Source organism: Pseudoalteromonas shioyasakiensis (genome assembly GCF_022398475.1).
GTDB lineage: Bacteria > Pseudomonadota > Gammaproteobacteria > Enterobacterales > Alteromonadaceae > Pseudoalteromonas.
Genome location: NZ_JAKEVM010000079.1, coordinates 1 through 20,363, shown reverse-complemented (window position 1 = coordinate 20,363; position 20,363 = coordinate 1). Strand labels below are relative to the sequence as shown.

At 42.2% G+C, this 20,363-nt stretch carries 20 protein-coding genes; 1 reads left to right on the top strand and 19 read right to left on the bottom strand.

All coding sequences use genetic code 11. From position 1 onward, the window contains the following. Positions 1 to 95 precede the first annotated feature (95 nt). Positions 96 to 854 (bottom strand): tRNA isopentenyl-2-thiomethyl-A-37 hydroxylase MiaE, encoded by a 759-nt coding sequence (gene miaE / locus L1D51_RS13685; protein ID WP_239963910.1) that lies wholly within the window; start codon positions 852 to 854, stop codon positions 96 to 98. A gap of 230 nt (positions 855 to 1,084) precedes the next feature. On the opposite strand from miaE, the gene L1D51_RS13680 reads away from it, so the two are divergent. Continuing rightward, positions 1,085 to 1,684 (top strand): Yip1 family protein, encoded by a 600-nt coding sequence (locus L1D51_RS13680; RefSeq protein ID WP_054553157.1) that lies wholly within the window; start codon positions 1,085 to 1,087, stop codon positions 1,682 to 1,684. A gap of 82 nt (positions 1,685 to 1,766) precedes the next feature. Here the strand turns inward: L1D51_RS13680 and purF are convergent, their stop codons facing one another. The 18 genes from purF to rbfA all read right to left on the bottom strand — a co-directional run bounded on the left by purF (position 1,767) and on the right by rbfA (position 20,339). Beyond that, entirely contained in the window at positions 1,767 to 3,293 is a 1,527-nt protein-coding gene (gene purF, locus L1D51_RS13675; protein ID WP_054562087.1) for an amidophosphoribosyltransferase, read from the bottom strand. A gap of 18 nt (positions 3,294 to 3,311) precedes the next feature. Beyond that, on the bottom strand, positions 3,312 to 3,806 hold the full coding sequence (locus L1D51_RS13670) for a CvpA family protein (RefSeq protein WP_036969851.1): 495 nt from the start codon (positions 3,804 to 3,806) through the stop codon (positions 3,312 to 3,314). 311 nt (positions 3,807 to 4,117) lie between these two features. Further along, the gene (locus tag L1D51_RS13665) at positions 4,118 to 4,771 is read right to left on the bottom strand and encodes an SPOR domain-containing protein (protein WP_054562088.1); all 654 of its coding nucleotides are present in this window, start codon (positions 4,769 to 4,771) and stop codon (positions 4,118 to 4,120) included. Between the two features lie 11 nt (positions 4,772 to 4,782). Further along, positions 4,783 to 6,048, bottom strand: coding sequence for a bifunctional tetrahydrofolate synthase/dihydrofolate synthase (folC, locus tag L1D51_RS13660; protein ID WP_239963909.1), 1,266 nt, complete (start codon positions 6,046 to 6,048; stop codon positions 4,783 to 4,785). 25 nt (positions 6,049 to 6,073) lie between these two features. Beyond that, the gene (accD, locus tag L1D51_RS13655; RefSeq protein ID WP_055021719.1) at positions 6,074 to 6,949 is read right to left on the bottom strand and encodes an acetyl-CoA carboxylase, carboxyltransferase subunit beta; all 876 of its coding nucleotides are present in this window, start codon (positions 6,947 to 6,949) and stop codon (positions 6,074 to 6,076) included. A 158-nt stretch (positions 6,950 to 7,107) separates the two neighbouring features. After that, positions 7,108 to 7,902, bottom strand: coding sequence for a tRNA pseudouridine(38-40) synthase TruA (gene truA / locus L1D51_RS13650; protein WP_054553162.1), 795 nt, complete (start codon positions 7,900 to 7,902; stop codon positions 7,108 to 7,110). Between the two features lie 141 nt (positions 7,903 to 8,043). Next, positions 8,044 to 8,376, bottom strand: coding sequence for a Na+/H+ antiporter subunit G (locus tag L1D51_RS13645; protein ID WP_054553163.1), 333 nt, complete (start codon positions 8,374 to 8,376; stop codon positions 8,044 to 8,046). 8 nt (positions 8,377 to 8,384) lie between these two features. Next, positions 8,385 to 8,654 carry a K+/H+ antiporter subunit F gene (locus L1D51_RS13640; protein ID WP_054553164.1) on the bottom strand — a complete coding sequence of 90 codons (270 nt, stop codon included), beginning with the start codon at positions 8,652 to 8,654 and terminating at the stop codon, positions 8,385 to 8,387. Continuing rightward, positions 8,648 to 9,184: a Na+/H+ antiporter subunit E gene (locus tag L1D51_RS13635; protein WP_054562091.1), complete on the bottom strand. Its 537-nt coding sequence runs from the start codon at positions 9,182 to 9,184 to the stop codon at positions 8,648 to 8,650. The genes L1D51_RS13640 and L1D51_RS13635 overlap by 7 nt, the downstream gene beginning before the upstream one ends. Then, the gene (locus L1D51_RS13630; RefSeq protein WP_239963908.1) at positions 9,184 to 10,701 is read right to left on the bottom strand and encodes a monovalent cation/H+ antiporter subunit D; all 1,518 of its coding nucleotides are present in this window, start codon (positions 10,699 to 10,701) and stop codon (positions 9,184 to 9,186) included. The genes L1D51_RS13635 and L1D51_RS13630 overlap by 1 nt, the downstream gene beginning before the upstream one ends. After that, positions 10,698 to 11,042 (bottom strand): Na+/H+ antiporter subunit C, encoded by a 345-nt coding sequence (locus tag L1D51_RS13625; protein ID WP_054553167.1) that lies wholly within the window; start codon positions 11,040 to 11,042, stop codon positions 10,698 to 10,700. The genes L1D51_RS13630 and L1D51_RS13625 overlap by 4 nt, the downstream gene beginning before the upstream one ends. Then, on the bottom strand, positions 11,042 to 13,834 hold the full coding sequence (locus L1D51_RS13620) for a monovalent cation/H+ antiporter subunit A (protein WP_054562093.1): 2,793 nt from the start codon (positions 13,832 to 13,834) through the stop codon (positions 11,042 to 11,044). The genes L1D51_RS13625 and L1D51_RS13620 overlap by 1 nt, the downstream gene beginning before the upstream one ends. 211 nt (positions 13,835 to 14,045) lie before the next feature. Further along, the gene (locus L1D51_RS13615; protein WP_239963907.1) at positions 14,046 to 15,248 is read right to left on the bottom strand and encodes a hypothetical protein; all 1,203 of its coding nucleotides are present in this window, start codon (positions 15,246 to 15,248) and stop codon (positions 14,046 to 14,048) included. Continuing rightward, entirely contained in the window at positions 15,232 to 16,110 is an 879-nt protein-coding gene (gene nlpI / locus L1D51_RS13610; RefSeq protein WP_055021724.1) for a lipoprotein NlpI, read from the bottom strand. Before nlpI ends, L1D51_RS13615 begins: the two co-directional genes overlap by 17 nt. Before the next feature lie 128 nt (positions 16,111 to 16,238). Further along, the gene (pnp, locus tag L1D51_RS13605) at positions 16,239 to 18,368 is read right to left on the bottom strand and encodes a polyribonucleotide nucleotidyltransferase (protein WP_054562096.1); all 2,130 of its coding nucleotides are present in this window, start codon (positions 18,366 to 18,368) and stop codon (positions 16,239 to 16,241) included. A gap of 242 nt (positions 18,369 to 18,610) precedes the next feature. Further along, entirely contained in the window at positions 18,611 to 18,880 is a 270-nt protein-coding gene (gene rpsO / locus L1D51_RS13600) for a 30S ribosomal protein S15 (RefSeq protein WP_054553172.1), read from the bottom strand. 110 nt (positions 18,881 to 18,990) lie between these two features. Next, a complete protein-coding gene (gene truB, locus L1D51_RS13595; RefSeq protein ID WP_239963906.1) occupies positions 18,991 to 19,935 on the bottom strand; it encodes a tRNA pseudouridine(55) synthase TruB in 945 nt (314 codons plus the stop codon). Continuing rightward, positions 19,935 to 20,339 carry a 30S ribosome-binding factor RbfA gene (gene rbfA / locus L1D51_RS13590; RefSeq protein WP_054553174.1) on the bottom strand — a complete coding sequence of 135 codons (405 nt, stop codon included), beginning with the start codon at positions 20,337 to 20,339 and terminating at the stop codon, positions 19,935 to 19,937. Before rbfA ends, truB begins: the two co-directional genes overlap by 1 nt. Positions 20,340 to 20,363: the final 24 nt, after the last annotated feature.

Sequence of the window (20,363 nt, the reverse complement as noted above, 5' to 3'; positions counted from 1 at the left end):
GTAATGAGAATTAGTTAATTTGAATAGGGGTAAAACCCACTAATTTGGCAAGATAAATGAACTAGAGCGCCAAACAGGCGCTCTGATTTAATATATTATGCAGGCACACCGCTGTGAAATTTAAAGTCTTCATCTGGGGTTGAAATAAGCTCAGCTTCAAGTTGACCAAAAAATTCAACACGCTCAGTAATATCAAACTCACTGATTTCTTGCGCAAGAGTTAAATAATCTTGGTAATGACGCGCTTCAGAGCGCAGTAGTGAGATATAAAAATCACCTAAGCGTTTATCAACATGTGGGGCTAATTTAGCAAAGCGCTCACATGAACGAGCTTCGATGTAAGCACCGATAATTAACTTATCAACCAAAGCATCAGGCTCGTAAGTTTTGACGTGGCGCAGCATCCCTTTGGCATAACGGCATGGGGTAATGCTTTTATATTCAATACCGTATTCATCCATGATCTCAAGAACTTGATAAAAGTGATGTAACTCTTCTTTAATGAGCATCACCATTTTATCAATGAGATCTTGCCCATAAGGTGAGTTAGATTTTGGGATCATTGATTTAGTCAGCTTGTTATTATCTGCAAGCTCACGCCAATCTCCTTCTCGCTTATATACAAGCGTCTCAAATGGTTTTAACCACTCAAGCAACGCATCACTACTTTCTTTATCAACCGCGTACTTACGAATTAAAAACATGGCAGACTGAGCTGCTTTTAATTCACAGATAAGATGGTCGATTAAAACCACATCTAAGTTTTCTTTTTTGGTTGCCGCAGCAATCCACTCATCAGGCGTTTCGCACTTTAAAAAAGAATGAATGGGCGCTAATAAATCAGAATAAGGCACTGAATAACTTCTCATCAAAAATCTTAATTCGATTTTATCACATAAATTAGCCCGCGTTCCATGACCCACATCAGTGCAAGTTAATTTTCTATATGCACTAAAGAGTTACATTTAATCGGCTATTTCGATTATTTCAGCTTCTTGACAAGACTTAATTACTGAACCATAACTTAATCAAAGCTGTACAAAAATAAAACAGCTCATATTCCTTTTTTACAGGGGCAATGATTATGATTCTAAACCACTTATGGGGCTTATACGCTCACCCACTCGAAGAATGGCAGACAATTGATAACCGTCATGAAAGCTTGCGCTATAGCTTATCGCACATTTTATTAATCGCCTGTATTCCTTCATTAATGGGCTACTATTCATCAGTTTATTTGGGCTGGAGTATTGGCGCAGGTGAGGCTGTATATTTAACCCATGATAGTGCATTACTTATCGCGGTTGCGATGTACTTTGCACTAATTGCGGGCGTTTTTGCACTGGCATACTTAGCTCATTGGATGGCAGTGACCTTTGGTGCAAAACCCACCTTTACACAAACCCTAGAGCTTGCAGCTTATACTGCAACGCCGGTATTTATGTCTTCATTTGCGGCATTCTTACCTGAACTATGGTTTGTGGTATGTGTAGGCCTTGTAGCACTGGCCTACTCAGTTTACTTACTCTACACAGGGGTGCCAATTTTAATGCACATTCCTGAAGAGCGAGGATTTATCTATGCCAGTTCAGTAGTCACCTGTGGGCTGATCTTACTGGTAATTATTTTAGCTGCGACAGCTATTTTATGGACTAACGGAATTGTCCACCCTATGTTTACTTAAGTTCATTGTTATTTTCCTTTCTTTCCATAAACAAAAAAGGAGCTGTGAAGCTCCTTTTTTATACCAATCAAATCAAGGCTGATTAATCAGCGCTGTTTTCTTCTTGGTTATGTAACTCTAAACTTGCTGACATCGCATTTTCACGAGTTGATTTCGCTGAATCATTACGTAAACGGTCAATGTGGTTTAGGTAATCTTGGTCGATATCACCTGTGATGTATTGACCATCAAATACTGATGTTTCAAAACGGGTGATTTCTGGGTTTTCTTGGCTTACTGCTGAGATTAAGTCATCTAGCGATTGATAGATAAGACCATCTGCACCAATGCTTGCGTTGATATCTTCCACTTCACGGCCATGAGCAATTAGCTCAGCTGCCGATGGCATATCAATACCGTAAACGTTCGGGAAGCGAATCTCTGGCGCTGCTGATGCGAAGTAAACGTTCTTCGCACCTGACTCACGAGCCATCTCAACGATTTGCGCTGACGTTGTACCACGAACAATTGAGTCATCAACAAGTAATACGTTTTTACCTTTGAACTCACGGTCAATGGCATTCAGTTTTTGACGAACTGACTTCTTACGCATTTCTTGGCCTGGCATGATAAACGTACGGCCAATGTAGCGGTTTTTAACAAAACCTTGGCGGTATGGCAGGTTAAGAGCTGATGCAATCTCAAGTGCTACGTCACATGATGTTTCTGGGATTGGAATAACCACATCGATGTCTTTGTCAGCCCATTCACGTGCGATTTTCTCACCTAACTTAGTACCCATGTTTACACGTGTTGCATAAACAGACATACGGTCAATTGTTGAGTCTGGGCGCGCAAAGTAAACAAACTCAAAGATACACGGCGAGTAAGTTGCTTTTTCAGCACACGCTTGTGAGAAAAGTTGACCATCTTCAGTTACGTAAATTGCTTCACCTGGTGCAACGTCACGAACAAACTCAAAGCCATCTGTTTTTAAAGCAACGCTTTCTGATGCAAACATGTACTCAGTACCATTTGCAGTTTCACGCTTACCAAATACTAATGGGCGAATACCGTTCGGATCACGAAACGCAACAATACCGTGACCAATGATCATTGCAATTGTTGCATAACCACCGGTTACTTTATTATTCACTTCAGTTACCGCTGTGAAGATATCTTCAGCATCAAGTTTTAGCTTGTTCGATTTACTTAATTCATGCGCCATGATGTTAAGTAAAATTTCAGAGTCAGATGTTGTATTAACATGACGGCGAGCTTCTGAAAATAATTGCTGCTTTAATGCTTCTGCGTTTGTTAAGTTACCATTGTGCGCAAGTGCGATACCAAATGGCGAGTTAACATAGAAAGGTTGCGCTTCAGACGAGCTAGAAGAACCAGCTGTCGGGTAGCGAACATGGCCAATACCAATTGTACCTTGCAGACGTTTCATATGGCGTGTATGAAATACATCTTTTACAAGGCCATTGGCTTTACGTAAGCTAAACGTGTTGTTTTCAATGGTAATGATGCCAGCTGCATCTTGACCGCGGTGTTGCAAAACAGTTAAGCCGTCATATAACGCCTGATTAACAGGAGAAGTTCCGACTATGCCAACGATACCACACATTAAATTTATCCTCGCCGATTAACGGTTTACAGAATTTAAAAAGCTCGAGTTGTTTTCGAGGTACGAGAAGAACCACTCAACAACAAAGCCAAATTCTGGAATCAAAATAGAGTTGCCCCACCAATGCGTATTAGGTGCACCGGTAAAAGCATCAAGAAAGAAGAGTAACGCGCTTACGACCAACACGCCACGAAGAGCACCAAACACTATGCCGAAAACACGGTCTGTGCCAGATAAACCAGTACGTTGTACAAGTTCACCTAAAATATAGTTTAGTAACCCACCCAACAGGAGTGTCGCAAAGAATAATATGGCTATTGCGGCTGCATTTCTTAAAAGGGGTTCTGAAATACTTGTTAGGAAGGATGCTAAATATTGGTAAAACAAACTAGAGATGATAAATGCGCCAGCCCATACAGCTAATGACATTGCTTCTTTTACAAAGCCACGTATTAAGCCGATGATAGTGGATAGTGCAATAATGCCAAGTATGGCGTAATCAACCCAGATCATAAGAACCAACTAGTCGTTAATTTGGGGCGCATTCTATACCCAAACCACCTGTGGATGCAAGAATTCAGCATGAGATAAAACGCATTTAGGCAAGGCATTGATTGTAGGGAATGGTGTCCCCTTGTCAAAATCAATAACGCAGAATAAATGCGTTTTAGCCATGCCCTTCGGGCGCTTCACAGGGCTTCCACTACTGTGTTGTGGCAATTTGAAAGGTACCTACATTCCTGCATCGCCACGCCTTGTATTGAAAACCCTGTGATAGCGCTGAATCATGGATCTACAGGTGGTTTGGGTATTTGGATGCCAGATCATTTTGTAATTTCAAACTGAGTAACTTTGCCGTTTAACTTGGTTAACTGCTTTAACTCAGGAAGCTTACTTTCTAACTCTTTCTTGCTAAGTGAAGGACCTACAAAGACTTTTGTCAGTGTGCCGTTCGGGGTTTTGATTGGGCGAGTGAAGGTTTTGAAACCATTCGCTTTTAATTTTTCTTGTAGTGATTTCACATTAGGTGCGTGAGAAAAACTGCCCAGTTGAATAACATAAGCCATTTGTGTGAGGTTCTCTTCTGGCTTACGGGTTGGCTCAGGCGTTTTAGCAGCTGGCTTGGCAGGCTCTTGCACTGCAACTTTCGGCTCAGCTTTGTTAATTACCGGCTCATCAGTTGAAGCTTCAACCATTTGCGGTGCAGTATCAATTTGCTGGGTTTCATTTGCGACAAGATCAGCATCGTTTGCTTGCGTATCTTCAACCGGGATTTGCGAAGGTTGCTCGGCAGAGGCGACTTTATTATCAATCACCTCTTGCAAGTCTATCGTAGTGAACTCAGGGCGTTCAGGAATAGCTTTAAAGCCTTCTTTATAATGAACCTTCTCACCATCCAAAATGTTTGGAATGAAGACAATAGCCGCCACAACCACAATCGTGGTGCCTACTAAGCGATTAATAAACCCTGCGTTCACCGATTTCCTCTCTATTTTTTAAAGTAATTGATGGCTGCAGCCACAGTTATAAACGAACCGAACACAATCACTAACGTGTTTTCATCAACATTTGGTAATAACGTATCTAGCGCAGTTTCAACACTCTCATAGTGCGTACTAGGCGCTGTTGATGTGGTTTCGGCTAGTGCTTTAGCAAGATTCTCAACTTTGTCGCCACGAAAACAATCTAAGCTTGCTAACGACCACTGGTCAACAACATTTGCCACGGCCGACATTGCAGCCACTTTATCTTTATCTGCAAGCATAGCGACTAATGCATGAATTTTAAACCCTTGATCTTTATACACGCTTAATTTGCGTGCCAAATATCGAGCTGACTCAGGATTATGTGCAACATCGGTAAAAACAAGCGGCTGCTGACTTAACTGCTGAAAGCGCCCTTCTACAGTTAGATTCGCCAAGCAATCACGCACTTGTTGCTCACTTGGCAATAGCTCAAGTTTTGCAAGTAGGGTCAACGCGGTTGCTGCATTTTGACAAGGGATAGCAGGCTTAGCTAAGCGCCAATCGTTATCTTGATACTGCCAGTTAAAGCCTTCATTATCTTCTGTGAATATGAAGTCTTGGCCTGATAGCACCATATCAGCGTTAATTTCATTACCATAATCAGTCACTGTATGCGGAATAGCTAAATCGCCAACAATAGCAGGTGTATTGGTACGGAAAATACCGGCTTTATCGTAACCAACAAGTTCTCGAGTATCACCCAGGTATTCTTTATGGTCTAAATCTATGGTGGTGATCACACAAGCATGCGGGTTCACGATATTAGTCGCATCATAACGACCACCCAGCCCCACTTCTAGCAGCACATAATCAACGGCGTGACGTTTAAAAATAGCCAGTGCGCCCAGAGTTCCATACTCAAAGTAAGTAAGCTGCGTGTCACCACGGCCTTTTTCGAGCATATCAAAAGCATCAACATGGAATTGATCGTCAAGCTCTTGGCCATTAATACGTACACGCTCGTTATAACGAATAAGATGCGGCGAAGCATAAGTACCCACACTGTAACCCTGTGCAAGTAATAAGCTTTCTAGGCAACGGGCTGTGGTCCCTTTACCGTTGGTGCCTGCAATTAGGATTATTTTGCTTGATGTATTGAGTAAGCCGACTTGGTTTGCCACGCGTTCTACGCGCTCTAACCCCATTTCGATATTAGCAGGATGGACACTTTCTAAATAACAAAGCCAATCATCAAGGCTTGATGATTGGCTAGGAAGGATTTCTGTCATAGCGTTTAATCAGTTAAGCTGAAATTTACGCTACTCTATGCTCTTGTTCAGTAGAAGGCAAGTTCATAAATTTCGCTAAGATACGTGCAAGGGTGTCACGCATTTCACGACGGTCTACAATCATGTCGATTGCACCATGCTCTAGCAAGAATTCACTGCGTTGGAAACCTTCAGGAAGCGTTTCACGAACTGTTTGCTCAATTACGCGAGGACCCGCAAAACCGATAAGCGCTTTAGGTTCAGCAACGTTTACATCACCAAGCATTGCCAGTGATGCAGATACACCACCCATTGTTGGATCAGTTAATACTGAAATAAACGGTAAGCCTTTTTCGCTCATTTTTGCAAGTGCAGCACTTGTTTTAGCCATTTGCATTAATGACATAAGAGCTTCTTGCATACGTGCGCCGCCTGATGCAGAGAAACAAATAAGTGGCATGTCGTGCTCTAAACATTGATCTACAGCTTCAACAAAACGAGCACCTACTACTGACGCCATTGAACCACCCATAAACGAGAACTCAAATGCAACAGCAGCAACAGGAATGCCTTTTAGGCGGCCCTTCATTGCTACAAGTGCGTCTTTCTCGCCACTTGCTTTTTGTGCTTGGGTAATACGGTCAGAGTATTTTTTAGAATCTTTAAACTTTAATACGTCTTTTGGTTCGTGCTCTGCACCAATTTCTTGGCGGTCAGCATCATCTAAAAAGTTTTCAAGACGTTTACGGCCACTTAAACGCATGTGGTGATCACACTTAGGACACACGTTGAGTGCTTTTTCTAATTCTGCTTTATATAAAATTGAATCACAGTCTGTACACTTAGCCCAAACCCCTTCAGGGATTTCTTTACGACCTGACGATTTAGTCGTTTTAGGTAAGATTTTTTCTAACCAACTCATTTGCAACTCTCTTAATGCTGTTCTGTGTCGCAGTCTGTTTAATTGGAAACACTCGCTTGTGTTTCTGATAACAAATAAACAGACAGATTTTTTCAATTAAAACATGAATTACCCGCAGACGATATAAAAAACTGGTCTTAGTAGTAGTCTACTAAAGTCTAACTGTCTGAATCAGGTAAAAACAAAGGCCCTAATGGTGTTTTAGGAATGCCAAAATGTTCTGGGTAATCCACATCAACTAAGTAAAGGCCAGCGGCTTTTGCTGTTGCACTTGCCTTAGCGCGCTCTTTTAAATCGAGTAATTCTTTTAACCACACAGGTTCATGCTTATGAAGACCAATGTCCATCAAACACCCGGTGATGTTTCGTACCATGTGATGTAAAAACGCATTGGCTTTAATATCAATGATCACATAATCACCTTGGCGTTTTACCGATAAATGGTGAATAGTACGATTAGCTGTATTTGCTTGGCAGTGTAGTGCTCTAAACGAAGTAAAATCATGCTCACCTATTAAATACTGACAGGCTTCTTGCATTTTAGTTTCGTCTAATGGGTGATGAAAATGGGTCACCCCTTCACTCATGATAGCGCCGCGATAGGTGTAATTATAAATCACATAACGATAGCGACGTGCTGTGGCACTAAAACGAGCATGAAAGTCTTCGCTTACAGGCTTGGCAAAGCGAATAGCAATATCTTTTGGCAGTAAGGTATTCATACCCATCGTAAACGCGACCATTTCACGCTCAGCGTGAGTATCAAAATGGATCACTTGCCCGGTGCCATGTACACCCGCATCGGTGCGGCCTGCACAAACTATTTCGACTGGATGATTACAAATACGCGACAACGCCGTTTCTACTTCTTGTTGTACGCTATTGACGTGTGATTGACGTTGCCAACCACTGTAACGCGCGCCGTTGTACTCTACTCCAAGTGCTACTCGCATAATGCTCTATTTACCTACTGTACTAAATGACGGGGCATTTTATGCGATCTACGAGCGCAATAAAAGCCACAGTAGTAGATCACATTGTTCTGATTAATTAGATATCACACCAATTCGCTTAACTATTATTGCGAGCTGGTATTAATCTTCTTCGATGTTATCGAGGCCCTTGGTGCCATCTTTAGCACGAAGCTTGTGGTGGATGGCTGATTTGATCAGCATATAGCCGCTAATAGGTGCGGTGATCAGTAAGAAAATCGAAATCAAAATTTCTTTCACACTGATGCCATCGTGGGTGTAGCTAAAATACACCATGGCAGCAATTAGCAATGATGCCATGCCAAGCGTTGTTGCTTTAGTTGGACCATGTAAACGCATAAAAAAGTCAGGCATTTTCACAAGTCCGATTGAACCTATAAGAATAAAGCAACCACCAATTAATAATAAGATTGATACAATCCATTCACTCATCATTCGTTACCTTATTCAATAATATCGCCACGCAGCAGGTATTTACATACCGCTACAGTGCTCACAAAGCCAAGCATGGCGATTAATAATGCGGCTTCAAAATATAAATCGGTGCCCATGCTCATGCCATATAGAATAATTAAAGCAATGGTATTTATGAACATAGTATCTAAAGCCAATATACGATCAGGTACCGACGGCCCAACAATTAAACGCCATAGGTTTAACAGTAACGATATGGCTATCATTGCAAAAACAATTAGAAAAACGGTATCTAGCATCGAAAAATCTCCTTAAGCGGTGCTTCGTAGCGCTGCTTAATAGTATTAATTAACGCTTGTTCATCAGCTAAATCGAGTACATGGATCAATAAGTAGCGCTGTTGAATTTCTTCGCCCTCTTCGAGTGACTCAGGAATAGGATAAACCTCTGCGCTCACTGTACCTGGTGTTAAAGATACTGTGCTGGCCAAAATAGTGATTGGCATTTCATGGCTTAAATCCAATGGTACTTTGATAAAACCTGGGCGTAACTTTTTCGTTGGTCCAAGGATCAACAGAGCAACTTGTAAGTTAGCAGTGACAATATCGTACAGCACTAACAATAAGTGCCTAAACGCAAGACCTGGCCTGACAATAAGAGGCTGTGGATCACGAAATGGGAATGTGATCCACGGAATAGTAATAGCAAAAAATGCAGCTAAAAACAGATGTCCTGGCGACACACTATTATTTAACAACAGCCATACAATGAATAATAAAACACTGCGAAATGGTGTTGGCAACCAACGAAAGCGAGATTCTAAACGCATTATTGGCCTCCTTGTAATACAGCGTTGATGCTAGTGTTGATATCAAACAACTGCTCTGACGTTGCTAACATATAGTCTGAAATCGGTCCTGCAAATACAACCATTAATGGTGAACACGCAAGTAATGCAACTACAGCTATCACTTTAACAGGGTGTGCTTTAGTGCCATCAATTGCTTCACTGTCTTTATGGGTGTGATCCCAAAATAAGCTGGTACCGGCTCGTGAAACCGCCACTAATAACGCTAAACTAGAAACTAGGTAGATTGGCCAAAACAACATGGCTTTTTCGCTATCTAGCGTGCTCTTTAAAATCCAGACTTTGCCGACAAAGCCAGATAACGGTGGCATACCAACAACAGCAAGCGCAGCCACTACAAAACAAGTACCAAGTAAATATGGCTGTGCAACGGCGCGCCCTGCAACTAACCGGTCAGCAACTTTACCGCGCTGTTGAGCAATTAAATCCGCAATTAAGAATAGTGCAGCGCAAATAATGGTTGAATGCACTAAGTAGTAAAGTAATGCAGCTGTTGCAGAGACATTCTGAATCGCAACCAATGCCACTAAAGTACCCACAGATACAACCACCAGATTCGCAATAAGCTTTCTAAAATCTTGACTCGCTAATACACCAATACCACCCATCACTATGGTCGCTAGTGCTAAGCCCCATAACCAAGGCTGTGCCATGTGAGCGAGTTCGCCAGCATTATCACCAAATATTACGGTATACACGCGCAACATGGCATACACACCGACCTTGGTCATAATCGCGAATAATGCAGCAACTAATGGCATTGCACTGGCGTAGGTATTCGGTAGCCATAAATGTAACGGTAATAACGCGCCTTTTAACGCAAATACCACGATTAACAGCAAGCCACCAATTTTAGCAAGGTAAACATCATCACCCGTCAGCTGTGGTACTTTTTGCGCTAAATCAGCAATGTTCAATGTGCCTAACACACCATAAAGTACACCCAGCGCAATTAAGAATACGCTTGAACCAATCAGGTTTAAAATGACGTACTGCAGTGCAGCTCGGGTACTATGTTTGTTGCCGGCATGCATCAATAATGAATACGAAGCAATCAACAGCACTTCAAAAAATACGAACAGGTTAAATACATCGCCAGTTAAAAAGGCGCCATTTACACCTAACACTAAAAAGTGCACTAACGGATGGAAAAAGCTCCCTTTTTTATCATCGCCTGCACAGCTATAAAGCACCACAACTGCACCAAGGAAACTGGTAAGTAGCACAAGTAGCGTTGCTAGCCTATCGGCAACCAGCACAATACCAAATGGTGCAGACCAATCACCGATTGCGTAAACAAGCGGTGCGGTACTATTTACGTGAAATAATAAATAAGCACTGACCAATAGTGTGACAATCGACAAAATAACCGACGAAACACGACGAATATGTAAGTTTTTACCACATGGCGGCATGAGTAAAATCACCCCTGCCAACATCGGAATTAAAATTGGTAAAGAAGCTAAATGCTGAATCATTTTTGCTCCTTCGATGACTTAACAAGGTGACCATCAACATGGTCATTACCCAAGTCAGCACGGCCACGAATCGCTAAAATAACCACAAAAGCGGTCATCGCAAAGCCAATTACAATGGCGGTTAAAACCAGTGCTTGAGGGAGTGGATCGGCATACTCACTGCCTGTACCAAGTACAGCCGCTTTGTTAATAGTTAAACGACCTGAAGAGAATAAAAACAGGTTAACTGCATACGACAACATAGTCAGGCCGAGTACTACCGGGAAGGTACGAGCCCGTAATATTAAGTAAATTCCGCATGCAACCAGCACGCCGACGCATGATGCGTACAATACTTCCATTAAATATTTACCTCTTGCTTGGGTGTATCAGCAGTTAATTTACCTAAACTTGCTAAAATCATCAGCGTTGCACCTACAACAGTTAAATACACACCTAAATCAAATACGATAGCACTAGCAAGTTCTGTCTTGCCGACTAGCGGAATATCAAAATAATCAAACCAGGTTGTTAGGAATGGGCGTTCGAAGAACCAACTTCCAATACCTGTAAACAATGCAATAGCAATACCTGACGCAATAATCTTACGATAATTCACGTCAAATCTGTCTGCAATCCAGTGCGAACCATTAGCCATATATTGCAAAATAAATGCAATCGCGGTAACCAGTCCTGCAATAAAGCCACCACCTGGTAAGTTATGACCACGTAAGAAAATATACGCTGACACAAGTAATGCAAGTGGTAACAAGCTTTGTGAAATACTCGACAGTAGAATTGGGTAACGCTCTCTTGCCCATGGGCGCCCTTCACTATCACTTGCTGGCATAAACAGCGGCAAGTTAATAAGAAGCTTATAAATACCTAACGCAGCAATACCCAATACGGTAATCTCACCTAAGGTATCAAACCCCCTAAAGTCAACGAGGATAACGTTTACAACGTTAGTACCACCACCGCCAGTTTTTGCATTGGCAACAAAGAAGTCAGAAATTGACTCAAGTGGTCTTGTCAGAAGCGCATAACAAATACTCGCCACAACCACACCAATTGCCGATGAGATACCTAGGTCACGCAAAATACGCAATGAGCTTGATTCTTTCGGAGTACGCTGTGGTAAAAAGAACAGTGCGAGCATCAGTAGCATTACCGTGACAACTTCAACGGTTAACTGAGTCAGTGCTAAATCAGGCGCAGAGAATCGAGTAAATGCAACAGATACCATCAGGCCTACGATTGAAATCATAATCAAAGATATCATTCGTGAGCGATGCCAAATAACCGTTGCCAGCGCACCTATTATTAGTAAGCCAGCACCAATAGCATTATGGAAATCGATTGGCGTTAACTCACTTGCTCCTGCTAACTGGCGCATTTCAAATAAAGGCCAGCCCGCACACATAAGCACCACAGCAATCATCACAAAGGCATAGCGCTGTAACGAGCCATTTTCGATTCGTTTAATCTTTTCTTGTGACCACTTAATTAAGCTATATAAGCCACGCTCAAAGCCTTTTTTAGCATTCAAAGTTGGCAATGAAGCTTGGAAGTGGAACAGGTGCTTACGCTGCACATAAATCATCACACCCACGCTTGTTGCAATAAAGCTCATTAACAGCGGTAAATTAAAGCCATGCCATACAGATAGCTTATAATCTGGGGCTGCATCGCCAAGCACTGCGAAAGATGCCGAAGCTAAAATATCACTTACTGCGAAGTGCGGGAACATACCGACGAGTAAACACAGCACAACCAAAATTTCGATTGGTACACGCATATAGCGTGGTGGCTCATGAGGCTGTTTTGGCAAATCGATTGGGTCGCCGTTAAAAAACACGTCGTGAATAAAACGTGCTGAATACGCGACAGAGAGTGCACCAGCAATAGTCGCTAACACTGGAATTAACCAAGACATAGAGCCAAGCACTTGCTGATGCAGTGTTTCGGCAAAGAACATTTCTTTCGATAAGAAACCATTTAACAGTGGCACGCCCGCCATGGCTGCCGCTGCTACCATAGCAAGTGTGGCGGTATACGGCATAAAGCGCCACATACCATTGAGTTTACGCATATCACGGGTGCCAGTTTCATGGTCAATGATACCCGTTGCCATAAATAACGACGCTTTAAAGGTTGCGTGGTTAATAATGTGGAAGATAGCAGCCACTGTAGCAAGCTCAGTGTCTAAACCAAGCAGTAAGGTAATTAAACCTAAATGGCTGATTGTTGAATAAGCCAGTAAGCCTTTTAAATCATGCTTAAATAACGCGATATAAGCACCAACCAATAAAGTCGCCAGACCCGTCATTGCTACTAAAATAAACCAAGTATCTGTGCCTGATAGCGCAGGATAAAAACGCGCTAATAAAAAGATACCCGCTTTAACCATGGTTGCAGAGTGTAGGTAGGCACTGACTGGTGTCGGTGCCGCCATCGCATGTGGTAACCAAAAATGAAATGGAAATTGTGCAGATTTAGTAAATGCACCTAAAAGCACTAATACCAGCGCAGCTTCATAAAGTGCATGAGATTGAATAAGCGCTTTGCTTGCTAAAATCACATCAAGATTATAGCTACCAACAATATCACCAATTAGTAATAAACCTGCTAGTAACGCAAGACCACCGGCACCTGTAATAGCAAGTGCCATACGTGCACCTTTGCGAGCTTCTGACTTATGCCACCAATAGCTAATCAATAAGAACGAGCTAATACTGGTGAGCTCCCAGAAAAACCACAGCTGGATCACATTATTCGACATCACGATGCCGACCATTGCGGTCATAAATAGCATTAAATAGCAGTATAGCTTTGGCATTGAGTCGCTACTACTCAAGTAATAACGCGCATAAAAAATCACCAGGGTACCGATACCCAAGATCATATATAGAAAAAGTAACGTTAAACCATCAAGTCGAAACGAAACTTGCATGTTTAAAAGAGGGATCCACTCAGCAGTGTAGCGAATTGTTTCACCAGAAAAGACTGCAGGGGTATACGAAAATACAATTCCAAGGGCAATCAAAGGCGCTAACATGGTCAAAGCAGTGCTTTGGTTACGTGTTAGTTTTGAAGTGCAGGATGAAATAACACTGCCGATTAAGGATAACAGGGGTATCCAGAGCAAAGTCATAATTAGGAGCCTTTTAGTGTCATAAGAATATCAATACCGCTCTAGTTTTAATTAGTTGCGTACTGTTCATTTGGATGGTTAAAAGTTGGCTTCAAAAAAAGCTTACAATGCGTATAGTTATACTGATCAGGTGCTATTTTGTCTATAGGAGACACACCTATTTGCACAACATTTAACCGCTTTGCATACTAAAATAGCAATAAATAGACGATTAGTCAGAAAATTTCTGCTCTTTGGAAGCTGTTGTAAACACTGGCTTTAAGCCTAAAAAGGCAAAATATTCAGAAAACCGAATCGGCTTTGTTAAGGGCTGGTTAATTTGTTTTTGCCAAAGCTCACGGTATTGCTCAGACAAGCTCATTGTTTGGTACTGCATAATCGACCAATTAGGGCTTGGTTTATAGGCTAACTGATTGCTACAAGCGATACTTTTTTGCCAGCCTTTTGGTGGGGAAACCTTATTTGCAATAAACAGATTTGGCGCAACCAGCCCCTGTTGCTTACACAGCCACTGTTGTTTTTGCTCTGCTAAAACATACTCATCTTCAAAGCCATTGAAATGCATTAGCTCATGTAAAAATACCGCATAAGATTGCGATGAATTGATATGCATAATCCCGCCAAGCACATTAGCAGCCCCTTGCTTTGACATCATCACAATAAAGTCAAAACCTTCAGGCCACGGATGCGCTGCCGCATTTTGCCAGTTACACTTAAGCGCCCCACTACTATCATCACAACTAAACTTATCAGCAACATAAACAACGTCAGTAAAACAAAAGCTGCCTTTTGCAGGCTCAGGCGCTTTACTGTATTGCTGCTTATACTGCTTTAAAGTATCAATGCCCTTGTAATGATCTGTCATCATTAAAATATTAAATTGGCACTGACTGCTTGCTTGTACACTTGATGTTGATAAGGCTAATTGCTGTTGCTGCGCATAAGCTGGGTCAATTTGAGCTGGCGGCATTTGTTGCTGCAACAGCCAAGCTTGCTTGGCATTTCCCTCTGGTAACTTGCCAGCTTTACCTAGGTAACTTATATCGAGCCACTGGTTTGCTCTGACTAGCTGCTCCGCTAAGGCTTGTTGCTGAGCTGAATTGAATTTAGCAAAGTAAGGCTGCCACCATAATTTTGCTGCGGTGTAATCATGTTGCTGCAAAAACCTGAGCGCAAGCTGGTACGCCGCATTACTATCATTAAGCGTTGCTAACTGGCGAAGCTGTGAGTTACTCAGCACTAAATGCTGCAAATTAATGGCGCTGGGTGCCAAATGATAGATAGCTATTGCTTGTGAAGGAGTAGTATTTGCGTAATAAGCGTAAGCGGGAATAAAACGAGACACTGAGCTTGGTACGAAACCCAAGCTCAGTAATAGAATAGCAGTAAAAGAAACCTTAGCTTGCGTTTTCACCAGCCATTAACTCAAGCTCTAAGCGGGCATATTTGTATTCAACAAACTCATGCACATTGGTGGCAAGGGCAAGTCTAAAGTAATCGGCAGCAAGATAGTTATCACCCGCCGCTTGATGCATCTTCGCTAGGTAGAAATAAGCTTCGCATAAGCGGTGCGCATACTCTTGCTCTGAAGTTACACCTTCAATAATGCCAGATAAAAACTCAAACTCACTGATATCACCTAAATAAAGTGCCAACAGTTGGTAACCCCATTGAGACTCATCAACACCCTGCGAGTTAGCTTTTAAATCAATTAAGGCCTGCGCTTTATCAGCTTCTGATTGGGCTAAATAAAGCCATAACACACGATAAGGATCGCTCGGTGAACGATTTAAAAACTGCTGTAAATCATCTTGTGCAAGTGATGGACGGTCACCATAGTAAAGGGCAATACCACGATTTAAATAGGCATACTCGTGTTGCTCGTTAAGCTCAAGTGCCGAATCAAAGAACTCATAAGCTTGTTCATACTGCTGCATTAGTGTGTGATGAATGCCTAAGAAGTTATACACTTCTGCTAGGTCTGGTTTGAGCTTAATCGCACGGTTAAAGTCAATACGCGCCAAGGTCGACATACCTAAGCTGTCAAATAATACACCGCGATCATAATAAAGTTTGGCTTGTTGCTCTGCACTTAAATCAGCACGATTTAGTAGTTCAGAATAGCGAGCAATCGTAATTTCGTTACGAAAATCAGGTGCTAATGGTGCAGTAAAAGGCACATTAACAATAGGGACTGACTCAGGTTGTGAAGTTGTTTGACATGCACTTAAAGAAAAAATAGCCACAGCGGTCAATGCTAAGTGTTTAAAAATCATTAAATTCCTTAATACCTGAATTCTCTGTAGACAAAGGCGAAGCGGATAGGTTTCATTAAAGCATAAAAAAAGGGGCTAAACAGCCCCTTTTTCTTATATCCAGCAAATAACTGGTTATTCAATCATCATTAAGCGTCTTTAGACTCTTCTGCTTTTTCCTCAGCAGCTGGTTCCATTGCTTCTTTGATGCTTAGACGTACACGACCTTGGCGATCTACTTCAAGAACTTTAACTTTAACTTCTTGGCCTTCGCTTAGGTGGTCAGTTACGTTGTTAACACGCTCTGTGCTGATTTGTGAAATGTGCACTAGACCGTCTTTACCCGGAAGGATATTAACGAACGCACCAAAATCAACGATACGTACAACTTTACCAGTGTAGATAGTACCTACTTCTAGCTCAGCAGTTAATTGCTCGATACGCTTGATTGCATCGTTTGCGCTGATGCCATCAGTTGCAGCGATCTTGATTGTACCGTCATCTTCGATTTCGATCGTTGTGCCAGTTTCTTCAGTAAGTTGACGGATAGTTGCGCCACCTTTACCGATAACTTCAGCAATTTTCTTCGCAGGGATCTGCATAGTGTAGATGCGAGGTGCGAATTGAGATAACTCTTCAGAAGGTGCTGCAATCGCCTCGTCCATAACACCTAAGATGTGTAGACGTGCTGCTTTCGCTTGTTTAAGAGCGATTTGCATGATTTCTTTAGTGATACCTTCGATCTTGATATCCATTTGTAGTGCAGTGATACCGTTTGAAGTACCCGCTACTTTAAAGTCCATGTCACCTAAGTGATCTTCATCACCCAAGATATCTGAAAGAACAACGAAATCGTCGCCTTCTTTAACTAGACCCATCGCGATACCAGCAACAGATGCTTTAATTGGAACACCTGCGTTCATAAGTGCTAGTGACGTACCACATACTGATGCCATAGACGATGAACCGTTTGATTCAGTGATTTCTGAAACAACACGGATTGAGTATGGGAAGTCAGTAAGTGTAGGTAGTACCGCAGCAATACCACGCTTAGCTAGGTTACCGTGACCAATTTCACGACGCTTAGGTGAGCCTACAAAACCTGTTTCACCTACGCAGAACGGAGGGAAGTTGTAGTGAAGCATGAAGTGATGCTTGTTAGTACCTGTTAAGTCGTCGATTAACTGTGAATCACGTTCTGTACCAAGCGTTGCAGTTACAAGTGCTTGCGTCTCACCACGCGTGAAGATTGCAGAACCGTGAGTACGTGGTAAAACACCCGTCATTACGTCTAGTGCACGAACCATATCTGGTTCACGACCATCGATACGTTTTTCACCAGCGATGATGCGGCCACGAACGATTTCTTTTTCTAAAGAACCGAATAATTTGCCAACTTCTTGCGTATCTAGCTCTTCGCCTTCAGCAAGTTCAGCTGTTAATGTAGCAACAACTTCTTCTTTCGCTGCACCTAGTGCTTCTTTACGCGCTACTTTGTCAGTGATGCGGTATGCTTCACCTACTTTATCAGCAGCAATTGCAGAGATTTTCTCAGCAAGTGTTACGTTTTTCTCTGGTGCAGTCCAATCCCAAGCTGGTTTACCTGCTTCAGCTTTGAACTCGTTGATTGCGTTGATGATAGCTTGAGATTGCTCATGACCATAAACAACCGCACCTAACATCACGTCTTCAGATAGTGTTTCAGCTTCTGATTCAACCATAAGTACTGCGTTATCAGTACCAGCAACAACTAGGTCTAATTGGCTTTCTTCAAGCTCAGCTAGTGTTGGGTTAAGTACGTATTCACCGTTGATGAAACCAACACGTGATGCACCGATAGGACCATTGAATGGAATACCAGAGATAGCAAGTGCTGCTGAAGTACCAATCATAGCAACCATGTCAGGTTGGATTTCTGGGTTAACAGAAACAACTGTCGCGATTACTTGTACTTCGTTTACGAAACCGTCTGGGAAAAGTGGACGGATTGGACGGTCGATTAGACGAGCGATAAGTGTTTCGCCATCGTTAGGACGACCTTCACGCTTAAGGAAACCACCAGGGATACGACCCGCAGCGTACATACGCTCTTGGTAGTTAACTGTTAGTGGGAAGAAGTCTTGACCTGGTTGTGCATCACGCTTACCAACAACAGTAACTAATACTGAAGTATCGCCAATGCTTGCTAGTACTGCGCCGTCAGCTTGACGAGCGATAGCACCTGTTTCTAGGGTCACAGTGTGTTGACCTAGTTGAAATTCTTTAATAATTGCTTGCACTTAAAAATGTCCTTTAAATGTAAAAGCAACTCAGAGCTGTGCTCCGAATTGGTAAAAAATAGTCCATCAAAGTACCAATTACAGTACTTAATTGTGCTTATGAAAACACGATTAAGTACTACAATTGGCAATGATGTTTTTTAATATCTAAGCAGTATCCACTACCTAGGTGTGCGCTAGTATACCTTTCATGCGCGCACAAAAAAAGGGGCTAAATAGCCCCTTTTCTCGTAATCTAGTTCTTAGCGACGTAGGCCAAGCTCTTGGATTAACGCAGTGTAACGTGCAATGTCTTTACCTTTAAGGTAGTCAAGCAGTTTACGGCGTTGGCTTACTTTGCGAAGAAGACCACGACGTGAGTGGAAGTCGTGCTTGTGGCTAGCAAAGTGACCTTGAAGCTTGTTGATATCGAAAGTTAGAAGTGCAACTTGTACTTCAGGTGAACCAGTGTCGCCTTCAGCGCGTGCAAATTTAGCGATGATTTCAACTTTTTCTTGATTGCTTAGTGACATAGTAACTCCAAAAATTAATTTAAATTGTGTTTTAGCCGATCACTAATTCAGCCAAAACGATTGAGCGGGGCGTATTCTACCCAGCTTTGCTAATAACTACAAGGTAATCTTTACTCAGGCAGTTGATTTGATAAGCCACGCTTTGATTTTAAGTGACCGTCTTTATGACGCTCACCGGTACCAATGAACACCCCATCAGCCATTACCTTTACCACACCATCTGGTACAGGCTTACCAATCACGACTGTTTGACCATGGCTAAATGCCACGCCCTGCTCTTGAGTAATCTCTATCACAGGTAAATCAACCAAAGCAGTATCCATTGGCAGTAATAGCTCATCGAGGTAGCTTGAAGGCGCAACATCGTCTGCTTTTGCTTGCTGTAGCTTTTCTTCAAGTTGCTCAAGAGTGACCATTTTCTCACTTGGGTAATGGCCAACTGCACTGCGATGTAACATGATGACATGTGCACCACAGCCAAGCTTTTCACCTAAGTCGTCAACAATAGTACGAATATAAGTGCCTTTAGACACATGTGCCGTCATTTGTACTTCGTTATTAGCTTCATCAAACTCATCAAGCGTTAAACTAAATACATTAATTTTTCGACACTTACGCGGCACTTCGATACCTTCGCGAGCATATTTATACAAAGGCTGACCTTGGTATTTAAGCGCAGAGTACATCGAAGGGTATTGATCCGACTCACCTAAGAAACTGGTAATTTGCTCAGCTAATTGTTCACGGGTGACCGATACGTCGCGCGTTTCAACCACTTCACCATCTGAATCAGAGGTCGTGGTTCGCTCACCAAGTTTGGCGCGTACAACATAGGTTTTGTCAGTATCAAGCAAAAACTGGGTAAACTTAGTCGCTTCACCAAAACAAATAGGCAGCATACCCGTCGCAAGCGGATCAAGCGCACCGGTGTGGCCTGCTTTTTGAGCAAAGTAAATCCCTTTTGCTTGCTGCAATGCTTTGTTTGATGAAATACCTTGCGGCTTATTAAGTAATAAGATGCCGTCAATAGCACGACCTTTACTGCGTCTAGCCATTAGTCTTTAGTGCCTTCTTCGCTGTCATCTTCGTCTACATGCTTGGCATTGTCTTCACGAATAACTGAGTCAACCAAGTTTGAAATACGCATACCTTCCATAAGTGAGTTATCGATCACAAAGCGTAACTCAGGCATGATGCGCGCACGAATACGTTTACCTAATAAAGAACGAATATAACCCGTTGCTTCATTTAAGATTTTAGCGCTTTGCTTGGCTTTATCTTCATCATCAGTATTAAACACTGTGATAAATACTTTTGCGTAAGATAAGTCGCGAGATACCTCAACCGCAGACACTGTCACCATACCTAAGCGTGGATCTTTGATTTCGCGTTGCAGAATAACAGCAATCTCTTTTTGAATTTGCTGTGCAACACGATCAGTGCGAGAAAATTCTCTCATTTCATTTCACTCTAAAATAATAAC